14 protein-coding genes are annotated in these 15,323 nt (G+C 66.2%); 9 read left to right on the forward strand and 5 right to left on the reverse strand.

Annotated elements, in window-relative coordinates; all coding sequences use genetic code 11:
* Positions 1-131 precede the first annotated feature (131 nt).
* The gene (locus RCAP_RS17080) at positions 132-2,363 is read left to right on the forward strand and encodes a response regulator (protein WP_013069148.1); all 2,232 of its coding nucleotides are present in this window, start codon (positions 132-134) and stop codon (positions 2,361-2,363) included.
* Here the strand turns inward: RCAP_RS17080 and recQ are convergent, their stop codons facing one another.
* Both recQ and RCAP_RS17090 read right to left on the reverse strand, forming a co-directional pair.
* Positions 2,364-4,427: a DNA helicase RecQ gene (gene recQ / locus RCAP_RS17085; RefSeq protein ID WP_013069149.1), complete on the reverse strand. Its 2,064-nt coding sequence runs from the start codon at positions 4,425-4,427 to the stop codon at positions 2,364-2,366.
* A gap of 4 nt (positions 4,428-4,431) precedes the next feature.
* The gene (locus RCAP_RS17090; RefSeq protein ID WP_013069150.1) at positions 4,432-4,719 is read right to left on the reverse strand and encodes a YggT family protein; all 288 of its coding nucleotides are present in this window, start codon (positions 4,717-4,719) and stop codon (positions 4,432-4,434) included.
* A 151-nt stretch (positions 4,720-4,870) separates the two neighbouring features.
* Here RCAP_RS17090 and RCAP_RS17095 point away from each other — a divergent pair, with 151 nt between their 5' ends.
* The 8 genes from RCAP_RS17095 (at position 4,871) to dxs (ending at position 12,722) form a co-directional block, all read left to right on the forward strand.
* Positions 4,871-5,410, forward strand: coding sequence for an acyl-CoA thioesterase (locus tag RCAP_RS17095; RefSeq protein ID WP_013069151.1), 540 nt, complete (start codon positions 4,871-4,873; stop codon positions 5,408-5,410).
* Between the two features lie 54 nt (positions 5,411-5,464).
* On the forward strand, positions 5,465-6,805 hold the full coding sequence (locus RCAP_RS17100) for an MFS transporter (RefSeq protein ID WP_013069152.1): 1,341 nt from the start codon (positions 5,465-5,467) through the stop codon (positions 6,803-6,805).
* 15 nt (positions 6,806-6,820) lie between these two features.
* On the forward strand, positions 6,821-7,723 hold the full coding sequence (mepA, locus tag RCAP_RS17105; protein ID WP_013069153.1) for a penicillin-insensitive murein endopeptidase: 903 nt from the start codon (positions 6,821-6,823) through the stop codon (positions 7,721-7,723).
* Complete coding sequence (locus RCAP_RS17110; RefSeq protein ID WP_013069154.1) at positions 7,696-8,619, forward strand: esterase-like activity of phytase family protein; 924 nt, start codon at positions 7,696-7,698, stop codon at positions 8,617-8,619. Before mepA ends, RCAP_RS17110 begins: the two co-directional genes overlap by 28 nt.
* A gap of 96 nt (positions 8,620-8,715) precedes the next feature.
* A complete protein-coding gene (locus tag RCAP_RS17115) occupies positions 8,716-9,336 on the forward strand; it encodes a queuosine precursor transporter (protein ID WP_013069155.1) in 621 nt (206 codons plus the stop codon).
* Between the two features lie 356 nt (positions 9,337-9,692).
* On the forward strand, positions 9,693-9,935 hold the full coding sequence (locus RCAP_RS17120; RefSeq protein WP_013069156.1) for an exodeoxyribonuclease VII small subunit: 243 nt from the start codon (positions 9,693-9,695) through the stop codon (positions 9,933-9,935).
* Positions 9,935-10,801 (forward strand): polyprenyl synthetase family protein, encoded by an 867-nt coding sequence (locus tag RCAP_RS17125; RefSeq protein ID WP_013069157.1) that lies wholly within the window; start codon positions 9,935-9,937, stop codon positions 10,799-10,801. Before RCAP_RS17120 ends, RCAP_RS17125 begins: the two co-directional genes overlap by 1 nt.
* Before the next feature lie 10 nt (positions 10,802-10,811).
* Positions 10,812-12,722 carry a 1-deoxy-D-xylulose-5-phosphate synthase gene (dxs, locus tag RCAP_RS17130; protein ID WP_013069158.1) on the forward strand — a complete coding sequence of 637 codons (1,911 nt, stop codon included), beginning with the start codon at positions 10,812-10,814 and terminating at the stop codon, positions 12,720-12,722.
* Positions 12,723-12,824: 102 nt separating this feature from the next.
* Here dxs and RCAP_RS17135 read toward each other — a convergent pair whose 3' ends face one another.
* Genes RCAP_RS17135 through RCAP_RS17145 form a run of 3 tightly spaced genes read right to left on the reverse strand, consistent with a single transcriptional unit; the run spans position 12,825 to position 15,270 of the window.
* Positions 12,825-13,742, reverse strand: a complete 918-nt coding sequence (locus RCAP_RS17135; RefSeq protein ID WP_013069159.1) for an ornithine cyclodeaminase family protein — start codon at positions 13,740-13,742, stop codon at positions 12,825-12,827.
* Positions 13,739-14,356, reverse strand: coding sequence for an HAD family hydrolase (locus RCAP_RS17140; RefSeq protein WP_013069160.1), 618 nt, complete (start codon positions 14,354-14,356; stop codon positions 13,739-13,741). Before RCAP_RS17140 ends, RCAP_RS17135 begins: the two co-directional genes overlap by 4 nt.
* A complete protein-coding gene (locus RCAP_RS17145; RefSeq protein WP_013069161.1) occupies positions 14,353-15,270 on the reverse strand; it encodes an AEC family transporter in 918 nt (305 codons plus the stop codon). The genes RCAP_RS17140 and RCAP_RS17145 overlap by 4 nt, the downstream gene beginning before the upstream one ends.
* Between the last annotated feature and the right edge of the window lie 53 nt (positions 15,271-15,323).

Here is a 15,323-nt window from a genome sequence, read left to right on the forward strand (position 1 = left end):
TCCGGGCTGAATGCCGGGATGCTCTCATGCGGCCGGGTTTCGTTCAACAGCGAAGCGGCCCGTTAAGGCCGTTAAGCAGATTTTCACCCAAGACTGGGATGGTGCGACAGGATTTTCGACAGGTGCCGGGAATGGACGCCGTCTTGGCAGAAAAATTGGCGCAGGAGCGGCGGGCTCGGCTGGCGGCGGAACGCCTGCTGGAGCAGAAGAAGCGCGAGCTGTTTGCGGCGAACCAGAAACTGGCCCTGCATGCGCGGGCGCTTTCGGAACAGATCGTGCAGCAGCGGCACGGGCTGCAACAGGCGCTGACCGAGGCCGCCTCGCTCAAGGGCGAGAATTCGCGCGTGCGCGGCGATCTGCAGCGGGCGGAATCGGTGGCGATGATCGCGCAGCGGCGGCTGTGGGACGCGCTGGAAACCATCCGCGACGGCTTTGCGGTCTATGATGGCGATCTGCGGCTGGTGGTGGCGAACCGGGCCTATCTGTCCTTCTTTCATGGCGAGGTGGCGATCACCGCGGGCGTCACCTATGATGCCGTGCTGAAGATCGTCGCCAAGCATGAAATGGTCGACATGGCGGGCCGCGATCCGCTGGACTGGCACCACGAGATGATCGCCCGGATCCGGCGCGAGCATATCGAACCGATCGTGTTGCGCACCCGCAACGGCCACCACATCAAGCTGATCGACCGCTGGGGCGAGGATGGCGATCTGGTCTGTCTGGCGCAGGACATCACCCATATCATCGAGCGCGAACAGGAGCTGGAGGAAGCCCGCAACAAGGCCGAGGCCGCGAACCGGGCGAAATCGGCCTTCCTGGCCAACATGAGCCATGAAATCCGCACGCCGATGAACGGCGTCGTCGGCATGGCGGAACTTCTGGGCGAAACCGAGCTGAACGAGGAACAGCAGCTTTACGTCGAGACCATCCGCTCCTCGGGCGAGGCGCTGCTGACGATCATCAACGACGTGCTCGACTATTCCAAGATCGAGGCGGAGCGGCTGAAGCTTTACCCCGAAGTCTTTGATCTGGAACGCTGCCTGCATGAGATCATGGTGCTCTTGCAGCCCTCGGCCAAGGACAAGGGCGTCAAGCTTCTGGTCGATTACGACCTGTTCCTGCCGACCCGCTTCATCGCCGATCCGGGGCGGATGCGGCAGATCCTGACCAACCTGCTTGGCAATGCGGTCAAGTTCACCCATACCGGCCATGTGCTGGCCCGCGTCGTCGGCTTTGAACGCGACGCCGAACATTACGAATTGCATGTCACCGTCGAAGATACCGGCATCGGCATCTCTCCCGACAACCTCGATCACGTCTTCGGCGAGTTCAATCAGGTCGAGGCCACCTCGAACCGCCGCTTCGAGGGCACCGGGCTTGGCCTCGCCATCACCCGGCAGCTGGTGCATCTGATGGGCGGTTCGGTCTGGGTCGACAGCCAGCTGGGCGAGGGCTCGTGCTTCGGCTTCCGCGTCACCCTGCCGCGCGCGGAACCGGTGGCGCCGCTCGACCGGCCGACGCCGCCCGTCACGCTGCGCGCGGCGCTGGTGGTCGATGACCTGCTGGTGAACCGGGTGATTCTGGAACGGCAGCTGCAGACCTACGGGCTGGACGTGACGCTCTGCCGCTCGGGCACCGAGGCGCTGAAGGTGCTGGATGAGGGCACCCGCTTCGATCTGGTGCTGACCGATCACCACATGCCCGATCTGGACGGGCTGGAACTGACGCGGCGGCTGCGGGCGATGGGCCATGACACGCCGATCCTGCTTCTGACCTCGGACAGTGCGGCGCTGGATGCGGCGCAGGGCAATTGCGACCTGTTCGGCTGTCTGGAAAAGCCGGTGCTGCGTTCGGACCTGTTCCGCATGCTGCAGAAACTGTCGCTGCCGACCGAACCGAAGCCGGCAGAGCCCGCCCCGCCGCCGCCGCCGCCCGCCCTGCCGCCGCAAAAGCGGCAGATGCGGATTCTGGCGGCCGAGGACAACCGGACCAACCAGCTTGTCTTCGGCAAGATGGTGAAGGATTTCGACATCGAGCTGCGCTTTGCCGCGAATGGTCTGGAAGCGGTCGAGGAATGGCGCCGCTTTCAGCCCGATCTGATCTTCATGGACATTTCCATGCCCGAGATGGACGGGCGCGAGGCCACCCAGACGATCCGCCTGCACGAACAGGACAAAGGCACAAGGGTGCCGATCTGCGCCCTGACCGCGCATGCGATGGAAGGCGACAGCGAGTCGATCTTTGCCGCGGGGCTCGATTTCTATCTGACGAAACCGCTGCGCAAGGCCTCGATCGTGGAACGGATCCTGGCGCATCAGCCCGCGGATGCGCGCCCGGCGCTGCCGGAGGGGCAGGAGAGCTGATCAGCCGTGTTCGGCGATCAGCGCCAGAAAGGCATCGGCGAAACGGTCGAGCTTCGCTTCGCCCATCCCCGCGATCCGCTCCAGATCGGCGCGGGTCTTCGGCTTCACCTCGGCGATCCGGCGCAGCATCGTCGCGGTGCAGGACAAAAACCGCTCATGCCCGTCTTCGCCGCGCGCCAGCGCCCGCTGCGCGCCGTCGAGCGCATCATAAAGGCTGGCCGCCGCCGTCCCCGCAAGCTTCCGTCGCGCCGGATGCACCGGCTCGGCCGCCCCCGCCCCCGCGATCACCTCGAGGAAGGCGCGGCCATAGCTTTCCAGCTTCTTCGCCCCCACCCCGTTCACCTGCGCAAACTGGTCAAGGGTCGTGGGCCGCAGCTCGGCCATCTCGATCAGGGTGCGGTCGGGAAAGATCATGTAGGCGGGCAGACCCGCCGCCTCGGCCAAAGCGCGCCGTTTCGCCTTCAGCGCCGAAAGCAGCGGCGCGTCTTCATCGGACACGAGCGCCTTCGGCACATGCCTGACCTTGGCCTTGCGCACCAGATCGCGGCGCAGGGTGATGCGTTCCTCGCCGCGCAAGATCGGCCGGGCGCGGTCGGTCATCACCAGCGCCCCGTGCCGCGCCGCATCGGGGCGGATCAGGTCATGGCCCTGCATCTGCCGGAACACCGCCTGCCATTCGGTGCGGCTCAGATCCTTGCCCACGCCAAAGGTCGGCAGCCGGTCATGGCCGCGCGCGGTGATGCGATCATTCGTCTGCCCCAGCAGAACCTCGATCAGATGCCCGGCGCCATAGCTTTCCTCGGTGCGCAGCGCGGCGGAAAGCGCCTTGCGCACCGCCTCGGTGCCGTCGAAGAGATCCGGCGGCGTCTCGCACAGATCGCAATTGCCGCAAGGCCCTGATGTTTCCCCGAAATAGGCCAGAAGCCGCTGCCGACGGCAGCCCGTCGCCTCGGCCAGACCCAGAAGCGCATTCAGCCGCCCGTGATCGGCGGCCTTGCGTTCGGGCGGCGCCAGACCCTCGTCGATCTGCTGGCGGCGAAAGCGCACGTCGTCGGCACCATAAAGCGTCAGCGTCTCGGCAGGCGCCCCGTCGCGGCCCGCCCGGCCGATTTCCTGATAATAGCTCTCAATGGATTTCGGCAGATCGGCATGGGCAACCCAGCGGATGTCGGGCTTGTCGATGCCCATGCCAAAGGCCACCGTCGCCACCACGATCAGCCCGTCCTCGCGCTGAAACCGGGTCTCGACGCGGCGGCGATCCTCGGCCTCCATGCCGCCGTGATAGTGGCAGGCGGGATGACCCGCCTCGATCAGCGCGGCGGCCAGTTGCTCGGTCTTCGCCCGCGAGGCGCAATAGACGATGCCCGATTGCCCGCGCCGCGCCGCCACATAATCCAGGATCTGCCGCCGCGGCTGGTCCTTGGGCTCAAACGCCAGCGAGATGTTCGGCCGGTCAAAGCCGCGCAGAAAGGTCGCGGGCGGGATGCCGTCAAACAGCCGGGTGACGATCTCGGCCCGGGTTTCCTCGTCCGCGGTCGCGGTAAAGGCCGCCAAGGGCACATCGAGCGCCCGGCGCAGATCGCCGATGCGCAGGTAATCGGGGCGGAAATCATGGCCCCACTGGCTGACGCAATGCGCCTCATCGACCGCGATCAGCCCGGTCTTTGCGCGGCGCAACAGCGCCAGCGTGCCCGACCCGGCCAGCCGCTCGGGCGCGATGTAAAGGAGTTTCAGCCGCCCCGCATCGATCGCCGCAAAGACCGCTTCGGTCTCCTCCTCGGTATTGCCCGAGGTCAGCGCCCCGGCCTCGACCCCGGCTTCGCGAAGCGACCGCACCTGATCGCGCATCAGCGCGATGAGCGGCGAGATGACCACCGTCAGCCCCGGCAAACACAGGGCAGGCAGTTGGAAACACAGGGATTTCCCGCCCCCCGTCGGCATGATCGCCAAGGTGTTGCGCCCTGCCAGAACCGCCCGCACGATTTCCTCCTGCCCCGGTCGGAAGGCATGGAATCCGAAAACCGAGGCAAGCATTGCCTCGGGGCTGGGGTCGGGCAGGGTCATGCGGTCAGAGGCCAAGCAGCCGTTGCAGGAAGATCATCGCGATGATCACCACCATCGGCGTGAAATCGACGCCCTGAAACGACGGCAGCACCTTGCGGATCGGGGCATAGATCGGCTCCAGGATCCGGTTCAGCAGATCCCAGATCTTGTAGACCATCGGCTGACGCAGGTTCAGCACGTTGAAATTCACCAGCCAGCTCATGATCACCTGGGCCAGGATCACCAGCCACAGGATCTGAAACACGAGGGCAAGGGCCACATGGACCCCGTCGAGCAGCATGTAAGGGTTCATTCGGACCTCCGTCGGATGCCCTCACAGGTAAGCCAGGCCGGTCTCGCTTGCAACTGCCCGAGAGCGCCATTTCGCAGGGCATTTGCCGCAAGGTCGTCCTTGACGCCCCCGCTGCAGCGCGGCACGACGGGGCAGCAACCGGGGGGCGTGCATGTATCCGATCATCCGCATGGGCAAGGCGATCCTGTCATCGCGCGGCCAAAGGATCGACATCCTCGATCCGATTTCCACCTTTCACCGCGCCTGGCCCTGGGACATCGACCCCTGGAAGGATCTGAACAACGGCCGCATCGTGACGCTCTTCGATCTGGGCCGGATCGCGCTGGCACAACGGACGGGGCTGAACGCCTGTCTGATCCGCAACCGCTGGGGCATCGTCGTCGCGGGCAACACGACGCGCTACAGAAAGCGCATCACCATGATGCAAAGCTTCGAGATGCGGACCCGCTGTCTGGGCTGGGATGCGCGCTTTTTCTACATGGAACAGGCGATGTGGCGCGGCGAGGACTGCTGCAACCACATCCTGATCCGCGGCGCCGTCACCTCGAAAGCGGGCATCGTCGCGCCGCAAAGGGTGGTCGAGGACATGGGCCACCGCACGGAAAGCCCCGCCCTGCCCGACTGGGTGCAGGGCTGGATCGCCGCCGATCATGCCCGGCCCTGGCCCCCCGAAATGCCCGCAACAAGGTAAATGTTGCGCTGCCCTCCGGTTTCGGGCTTGATCCGGCCAAACACGGGGGGCGACATGATCACCGAACGCAAGCGCATCTGGGGCTGGTGGTTCTTCGACTGGGCCAGCCAGCCCTACAACACGCTTTTGCTGACCTTCATCTTCGCGCCGTTCATGGAGCGGCTCCTGGGCGACGGCACCACGGCGCAGACGGTCTGGGGCTTCGGCATCGGCCTTTCCGGGCTGATCATCGCGGTGGCCTCGCCCTTCCTTGGCGCGATCGCCGACCGCTCGGGCCGACGCATGCCCTTCATCTGGTTGTTTTCACTGATGTATGTGGCAGGCTCCGCGTTCCTTTGGACGGCAGAGCCGGGCCATTACAATCTGTGGCTGGTGATGACCGCCTTTGCCATCGGCATGATCGGCATGGAATTCGCCACCTCCTTCACCAATGCGATGCTGCCCGACCTGACCGGCCGCGACAACATCGGCAAGGTTTCGGGCTCGGGCTGGGCCTTTGGCTATCTGGGCGGGATGGTGTCGCTGATCGTCATGCTGACGCTGTTGCAGGCCAGCCCGACCACCGGCAAGACGCTGATCGGGCTGACGCCGCTGTTCGGCCTTGATCCGGCCACGGGCGAGGATACCCGCATCGTCGGCCCGCTGACCGCGCTTTGGTATGCGGTCTTCATGATCCCGTTCTTCCTCTGGGTGCGAGAGCCGCGCCATCCGGGCGCCGTGCCGGTGGCGCAGGCCACCCGCGAAGCCTGGCCCGAGCTGCGCAGCACGTTGAAATCGCTTCCGAAACGACCCAGCCTTTTCGCCTATCTCATCTCCTCGATGTTCTACCGCGATGCGCTGAACGGCATCTTCACCTTCGGCGGGCTTTACGCGGCGGGGGTGCTGAACTGGTCGATCCTGCAGATCGGGCTGTTCGGCATTCTGGGCACGATCACCGGGGCGACCTTTTCCTGGCTCGGCGGCAAGGCCGATGACCGCTTCGGCCCGAAAGCCGTCATCGTCTTCACCCTGATCGCGCTGGCGCTGATCACCCTCGGCGTCGTCTTCATCTCGCGCGAGAGTGTCTTCGGCCTTGCCGTCGCCCCCGAGAGCGCCCTGCCCGACATCGCCTTTTACATCCTGGGCGGGCTGATCGGCGCGGGCGGCGGGGCGCTGCAATCGGCCTCGCGCACGATGATGGTGCGCCAGTCCGACCCGGCCAAGATCACCGAATGTTTCGGCCTTTACGCGCTGACGGGCAAGGCCACCGCCTTCCTCGCGCCGCTTTCGATCGGGGCGGTCACCGCGATGACGCAAAGCCAGACTTTGGGCATCACTCCCGTCATCGTGCTTTTCGTTCTGGGGTTGATCCTGATAGCCTTCGTCAAATCCGAGGGAGACCCCGCCGCGGTCTGAACCAAAGGAAAGCGCATGACGCCGATCCGCCTTGCCCTTGCCGCCGCTCTGGTGGCGCTTGCCCCGCTTTCCGCCGGGGCAGAGCCGCTGGCGCGGCAGCTCTTCGGCGCGCAACTGCGGCCGACCCAGGGCGCGTCCGAACCGATCGGCGCCTATTCCCGGGGCTGTGCCGCCGGGCTGGTGGCGCTGCCGGAAACCGGGCCGACCTGGCAGGCGATGCGGCTCAAGCGCAACCGCAACTGGGGGCAGCCGGAACTGGTCGCCTATCTGCAGGATCTCTCGGCCTTTGCCGCCACGCTGCCGGGCTGGCGCGGGCTTTACATCGGCGATCTGAGCCAGCCGCGCGGCGGCCCGATGACCGGGGGACACGCCAGCCATCAGATCGGGCTGGATGCCGATATCTGGATGCTGCCCGCGACGCGGCTCGACCTGTCGGCCAAGCAGCGCGAAAAGATCTCCTCGATCTCGATCCGCACCGAGGATCAGATCCGGGTGAACCGCAACTGGACGCCGCAGCATGCGGCGCTGTTGCGCGCGGCGGCCTCGGACCCGCGGGTGGACCGGGTCTTTGTCGCCGCGGCGGCGAAGCTTGCCATGTGCGCGACGGCGACACGGGCCGATACCGCCTGGCTGCAGAAGATCCGGCCGATCTACGGCCATAACGAACATTTCCACGTCCGGCTGAAATGCCCGCCCGGGGCGCGGCTCTGCGAGGGGCAAAAGCCCACCGTGGCCGAGCTGTCAAAGGGCGGCAATGGCTGCGACGAGACCCTGACCTGGTGGGTCACGACCTATCTGGAAGAGCTGCGCCACCCGCCGAAACGGCAAAAACCCTCAGGCCCGGCGCCGAAAAACGCGAAAACCTATGTGATGTCGGATCTGCCTGCGCAATGTCAAAACGTCCTCTCCGCACGCTGATCGTCGGCCTTGCGCTGGCCGCGGTGCTGGGGACGCTGCCGCTTTGGCCGATGGCACCGGCCCAGGCCGGACAGGACCGCGCCGAATTCCTGCAGGCCTTCACCTGGAGCCACCCCGATCCCGCTTTCGGCGGCTTTTCGGCGCTTGATTTCGCCGATGACGGCAGAAGCTTCGTCACCGTCTCGGACCGCACCACGATCTGGCGCGGCAAGCTGCAGCGCGACGCCGCGGGGCGGATCGTCGCCGCCAGCTTCACCAGCGGTCCGGTGCGGCTGCATGACAGCAAGGGCCAGGATCTGGGCCGGTTCAGCGGCGATTCCGAAGGGGTGGCGCTGGCCCGTGACGGCAGCGTCTTCGTCTCCTTCGAGGGGATGGCGCGGGTCGTGCACTATCCGCAGGACGGCGGCCCGGCCAAGCCGCTGCCCCGCCCCGCCGCCTTCAAGCAGTTTCAACTCAACGGCGCGCTGGAATCGCTCGCCATCGCCGCCGACGGCACGCTTTACACGATGCCCGAACGCTCGGGCAGCCGCACGGCGCCGTTTCCGGTCTGGCGCTTTCGCAACGGGGAATGGTCGCAACCCTTTTCCATCCCGCGCGAGGATGACTGGCTGCCCGTCGGCGCCGATTTCGGCCCCGACGGCCGGTTTTATCTGCTCGAACGCGATTTCTGGGGCCTTCTGGGCTTTCGCAGCCGGGTGCAGGTCTTCGAGATCAAGGGCGACCGCATCGGCCCCGGCACCGAACTTCTGCGCACCACCGCCGGGCTGCATGACAACCTGGAGGGCCTTGCCGTCTGGCGCGACACACAGGGGGCAATCCGGCTGACGATGGTCGCGGACGACAATTTCAACGCCTTCCAGCGCAGCCAGATCGTCGAATACCGCCTGAGCCGCTGAGGTTTTCCTTGACCCGAAAGGACCCGGGGCGTATGGCCCCCGCGTCCGCATGCCGCGGGCCATGTCTCCGCGACCATGTAAAAACGGTGATCCTGAATGCGCTACCTGCCCGGCATCCTTGCCATGGCCACGATTGTCGTGGCCTCGAACATCCTCGTGCAATTCCTTTACGGCCAATGGCTGACGCTCGGGGCCTTCACCTATCCTTTCGCCTTCCTCGTCACCGATCTGACGAACCGGCTGCAGGGCCCGCGGGCCGCCCGGATCGTCGTCGTCTCGGGCTTCGTCGTCGGCGTGATCTGTTCGCTGATCGGTTCGCAGATCATCGGCGAATTCGGCCCGCTGGTCAGCTTCCGCGTCGCTTTGGCCTCGGGCCTGGCCTTCCTTGCCGCGCAGCTGACCGACGTGACCATCTTCAACCGGCTGCGCCATCGCGGCGGCTGGTGGCGGGCGCCGCTGGTCTCGACCCTGATCAGCGCCAGCCTGGACACGATGGTCTTCTTCACTGTCGCCTTTGCCGCCGCGCTGAGCTTCCTGGAACCCGGCAATGACGTGACCTGGGCCAATGAAACCCTGCCGCTTCTGGGCTTCGGCCCCGCCCTGCCGCTGTGGATTTCGCTGGGTGCGGCCGATTGGTGCGTAAAAATTGCGCTTGCCATTGTTGCGCTGCTGCCTTTCCGGGCGATCGTCTGGCGGTATTCGCCAAAGGTTGCGTAATTTAACTTGCCATACACCAAATCTGTGCCACCCTTTCCCTATCGGCAACACGCATGAAAGGAGGTGGTCCAGTGTCTAGAGTGATATTGGAGAGAGGTGTCGGGACAGTCAGGGGGGCCGAGGCCTGAGGGCAACCCCAAGGGTCGCAGACCCTGGCTGGGACGGAGGATCTGATCCAGACCCTAACCGGACCATCTCCGTAGATCTCGGGGGTCGCAGGCCAAGCCCGCGACCCTTTTACTTTGCGACTTTTCGACCGTGGCGGGCCAATCGGCCCGCTTTTTCGTTGCGGGGGCTGGAATTGCGGGGCCACCCGTGGCAATCCGGAACCGGCATCCAAGGGGGCGGAGCGCAAGATGGACGACAGCGACATTTCCGGCATGACGTTCGAGCAGGCGATGGCGGCGCTTGAACAGGTGGTCAACCAGCTGGAACGCGGCGAGGTGGCGCTGGACCAATCCGTCCGGCTTTCCGAACGCGGGGCGAAGCTGAAGGAGCGCTGCGCGATGCTGCTCAAGGAAGCCGAGGAACGGGTCGAAAAGATCCTGCTGGGCGAAGGCGGGGTGCCCGCGGGCACCGTTGCGGTGGAAGGACTCTGATGTTTTCCGAACGTTTGAAAGAGATTCAGGACGCCGTGGAAACGGCGATGGCGGCGGCGATCGGGCGTCTGCCCGCGGGCGATCTGCGCGATGCGATGGCCTATGCGGCGCAGGGCGGCAAGCGGCTGCGCGCCTTCCTTGCCATCGAATCCGCCGCGATCCACGGGATTTCGATGGCACAGGCGATGCCCGCGGCGCTCGCGGTCGAGGCGCTGCATGCCTACAGCCTTGTCCATGACGACATGCCCTGCATGGACAATGACGATCTGCGCCGCGGCCTGCCGACCGTGCACAAGAAATGGGATGACGCCACCGCCGTTCTGGCGGGCGATGCGCTGCAGACGCTGGCCTTCGAGCTTTGCACCGATCCGGTGCTGGGATCGGCCGAAAATCGCGTCGCGCTGGTTGCCGCGCTGGCGCAGGCCTCGGGCGCCGAGGGGATGGTTTACGGCCAGGCCCTTGATATTGCTGCCGAAACCGCCGCGGTGCCGCTGACTTTGGACGAAATCATCCGCCTGCAGGCGGGCAAGACCGGGGCGCTGATTTCCTTTGCCGCGCAGGCGGGCGCGATCCTCGCGGGCGCCGACCGCGGGCCGCTGACCGCCTATGCCACGGCGCTGGGCCTAGCCTTCCAGATCGCTGACGACATTCTGGATGTCGAAGGCAACGAGGAAGCGGCGGGCAAGCGGCTGGGCAAGGATGCCGAGGCGCACAAGGCCACTTTCGTCTCGCTTCTGGGTCTGGCGGGGGCGAAATCCCGCGCCGCGGATCTTGTGGCCGAGGCGGAAGCCGCCCTTGCGCCCTATGGCGAAGCCGCCTCTACCCTTCGCGCCTGTGCGCGCTATGTGATCGAACGCGACAAGTGAAGCGAGCCCCATGAGCCAGCCCCCAGTGACCCCGATCCTCGACCGCGTGCGTCTGCCCTCTGACATGAAGGGGCTGAGCGACCGCGACCTGCACCGCCTGGCCGATGAATTGCGCGCCGAGACGATCTCGGCCGTATCGGTGACGGGCGGGCATCTGGGCGCCGGGCTGGGGGTGGTGGAACTGACCGTGGCGCTGCATGCGGTCTTCGACTGCCCGCGCGACAAGATCATCTGGGACGTGGGGCACCAATGCTACCCGCACAAGATCCTGACCGGGCGACGCGACCGTATCCGGACGCTGCGCACCAGGGGCGGGCTCTCGGGCTTCACCAAGCGGTCCGAAAGCCCCTATGACGCCTTCGGGGCCGGGCATTCTTCGACCTCGATTTCCGCGGCGCTGGGCTTCACCATGGCGCGGGAACTGGGGTCCGAATGCGGCGATGCCATCGCGGTGATCGGCGACGGCGCGATGACCGGTGGCATGGCGTTTGAGGCCCTCAATCACGGCGGCCATCTGGGCAAGCGGATGTTCGTCATCCTGAACGACAATGAAATGTCGATCTCGCCCCCCGTCGGCGCGCTCTCGTCCTACCTGACGCGGCTTTACGCCGAAGCACCGATGCAGGATCTCAAGGCGATGGCCAAGGGCGCCGTCAGCCTTTTGCCCGAACCCTTCCAGGAAGGCGCGCGGCGGGCCAAGGAAATGCTCAAGGGCATGACCATTGGCGGCACGCTCTTCGAGGAGCTGGGCTTCGATTATGTCGGCCCGGTCGACGGGCATGACCTTGAGACGCTCTTGCATCTCTTCCGCACGCTGAAGACGCGGGCGACGGGGCCGGTGCTGATCCATGCGCTGACGAAAAAGGGCAAGGGCTATGCCCCCGCCGAGAACCGCCCGGATCGCGGCCATGCCACGGCGCGGTTCGACGTGCTGACCGGCGCGCAGGTCAAGGCCGCCTCGAACGCGCCCAGCTACACCAAGGTCTTTGCCGAAAGCCTGATCGATCAGGCCTCGCGCGATGAAAAGATCGTCGCGGTGACGGCGGCGATGCCCGAAGGCACCGGGCTGAACCTTTTCGCCGAGCGCTTTCCGCGCCGCTGCTTCGATGTCGGCATCGCGGAACAGCATGGCGTGACCTTTTCGGCCGGGCTCGCGGCGGGGGGGATGAAACCCTTCTGCGCGATCTACTCGACCTTCCTGCAGCGCGGCTATGACCAGATTGTGCATGATGTGGCGATCCAGCGCCTGCCGGTGCGCTTTGCCATCGACCGCGCCGGTCTGGTGGGGGCCGACGGCGCCACCCACGCGGGGGCGTTTGACATCGGCTTCATGGCGAACCTGCCCGGCATGGTAGTGATGGCCGCCGCCGACGAGGCGGATCTGGTGCACATGGTCGCCACCGCTGCGGCGCATGACGAGGGCCCGATCGCCTTCCGCTATCCCCGCGGCGAGGGGATGGGGGTGGATATGCCCACCCAAGGCGTGCCGCTTGAAATCGGCAAGGGCCGGATCATTTCCGAAGGCGCGCGGGTCGCGATCCTCTCCTTCGGCACGCGTCTGGCCGAGGTGCTGAAGGCGCGCGAGGCGCTCGCCGCCCGCGGCCTGGCGCCGACCGTGGCCGATGCCCGTTTCGCGAAACCGCTCGACAAAGATCTGATCCTGCGGCTTGTGGCCGAACACGAGGCGCTCATTTGCATCGAGGAAGGCGCCGTGGGCGGTTTCGGCAGCCATGTGGCGCAATTCCTGTCGGAGCAGGGGGTGTTCGACCGCGGCTACAAGTTCCGCTCGATGGTGCTGCCCGACACCTTCATCGACCATGCCAATCCCGAGGACATGTATGCGGTCGCGCGGATGAACGCGGCGGATATCGAAGCGAAAGTGCTCGATCTGCTCGGCGTCGCGGTGGCGAAACGCGCCTGAGGCGCGGGCTGACCCGTCGAAAAGAGCGTATTTGAGCCAAGAAAAAGCCGATGTTTTTTCTTGGTGCAAATACGCAGCCTTCCTTGCGGCAAGGCGCGGCGGTCAGGCTTGCCGGGCCTGCCAACGGTCGCGGATGAAGCACGCCGTCATCAGATCCAGATGCGCGCCACCGCCGTTCTTGCACAGGGTGATGTCCTCGGCGCTGTCGCGAACGAAGCGCCCCGCGGCGATGTCGTAGAAATCGGCCACCACATCGGCTTCGGAAATCACCCCGCGCGCCAGCGGGTCGCGGAATTCGCCGATATGGTGCAGTGTCGTCGCGCGGGCATCGCAAAAGAGCCGCGCCCGGCGCAGGGTCGCGTCGTCGGCCTCGCGCATGTCGGGGCGGAAAGCGCCGATCAGGTCGATATGGGTTCCCGGCTGCAGCCAGTCGCCGCGGAGCCAGGGCTCCTTCGCCATCGTCGTGCCGGCAACGATCTCGGCCGTGCCCAGCGCGGTTTCAAGGTCCCGCTCGACCCGGGCGCCAGTGGCCTCCGCCAGCGCCTCGGCACCGGCTTGCGAGCGGTTCCAGATCGTGAAACGGGCACCGGGAAAGGCCGCGCGATAGGCCTCGATCATCGAAGCGGCGACCTTGCCCGCGCCGCAGATCAGGATCTCGCGCGCCTCGGGCCGGGCCAGAAGCCGCGCCGCCAAAAGGCTGTCGCCCGCCGTCTTCCATTTCGTCACCAGCGCGAAATCAAGCACGGCCGAGAGACACCCCGTCCGGTCCTCCATCAGCATCACGCCGCCATTCACCGTGCCCAGATCCGGGGCGTTTCCGGGCACGATCGTCGCGGCCTTCACCAGCATGCCCAGCCCGTCGATCAGCGCGGATCGGGTCAGCAGCGTATCGGCGCCGCGATAAAGGAAGCTGTCGGCCACCTCCGCGCGGGGCAGGCGATGCCCGGCGCGGAAGGCCTCGGTCAGGGCGATCCAGTCAAGCTGCGCTTCGGCCTCGGGGCCGATCAGGGCGGGGGTCATGCGGCCTCTCCTTCGGTCAGAAAGCCCTCGGCCACAAGGCGGTCGGCCCAGCCTGCGGGGGTGGTGAAAAGATGCGTCTTCCAGCCCCGCGCGGCGGCGGCTTCGATGTTTTCGGGGCGGTCGTCGGCGAAAAGCAGATCGGCGCCGGAATAGCCCGTGCCCGCCTCCAGCGCCGCATAAAACCGCGGATCGGGCTTGATCAGGCCCAGATAGCCCGAGACGAAGAGCCGGTCGAAATTGGTCAGGAACGGATAATGGCGGCAGGCCAGTTCAAAGGTGCCGATACCGAAATTCGACAGCGCAAAGACCGGCACCCCCTTGGCGCGCAGGGCCGAAAGCAGGCGCACGGAATGGGGAATGGCCGGGGTGCACATGTCAAGCCAGTGGTCGTGCCAGGCCATCACCTCGGCCCGCCAGGCGGGGTGCAGATCGGCATGGGCGCGGACGGTTTCGGCAAAGGGCGCGCCAAGGTCAATGCGCTCGTTCATCGCGGCGATGCCGGTTTCGGCCCAGAAGGCACGGCGACGATCCGGGCCGATCAGGCGGTCGTAAAAGGCCTCGGGCTGCCATTCGACCAGTACCATGCCGATGTCGAAAACCACGGCTTTTGTCATGTGTGCACCCATGCGATGACGGCGGGGATGGAAAGGATGGAAACCGCGGTCGAGATCAGGATCGCGGTCGAGACGCGCTGCGGCGCGACGCCGAAATGGGCAGCCAGGATGTAGACATTGCCCGCCACCGGCAGCGCGGCGGCGGCGACCATGACGCCGGCGGCGAAGGGCTCGACCGGGAAGATCAGGAAGGCGGCAATCGCCACGGCCAGCGGATGCAGGACGAGCTTCGCCGCGGAAAGCCAGAGCGCGGGACCGAAGGTCTCGGCCGCGCGCCCGGCGAGCGAGGCGCCGATGGCGAAAAGCGCCCCGGGCGTGGCGGCACCGCCGAGGACCTTCATGAACTCCTCGAGCGGGCCCGGCATCGGCAGATGCACCAGCGCCCAGGCCAGCCCCGCCAGCATCGAAACGATCATCGGGTTCTTCGCCAGCCCCATCGCCAGCGGGCCGATGGCCACGCGGCCCTGCCGGGCATAGGTGACAATGAGCGTGATCAGCGTCGAAAACACGATCATGTCGGCGGCCAGCACCATCAGCACCGGTCCAGCCGCCTTCGGCCCCAAAAGCACGACCAGCATCGGCACGCCCAGAAAGCCGGTGTTGCCGGTCATCGCGGTATGGGCCTCCATCGCGGCCTCGGCCAGCGGCCGGGCACGCAGTTTCGCCACGGCGAAGCCCAGCACCCAGACGGCGATCGAGGCGGTCAGATAGGCGGCGAAAAAGGCGGGATCGAACAGCTCCGCAATCGGCAGCGTCGCGGTGAAGCGAAACAGCATCGCGGAAAGCGCGAAGTAGAAGACGAATTTCGTCAGCCAGGCCGTCGCCTCGGGCGGGAAGAAGCGCAGCCGCCCCGCCGCCCAGCCGAGCCCGATCAGCGCGAAGAACGGCAGTGTCTTCAGGAAGATCTCGATCATGCTGCAGGGCTAACATGCCGCAGCACGCGGCACCAGCGAGGCGATGCGCGTAT

The organism is Rhodobacter capsulatus SB 1003, assembly GCF_000021865.1.
In the GTDB taxonomy this organism is placed as follows: domain Bacteria; phylum Pseudomonadota; class Alphaproteobacteria; order Rhodobacterales; family Rhodobacteraceae; genus Rhodobacter; species Rhodobacter capsulatus_B.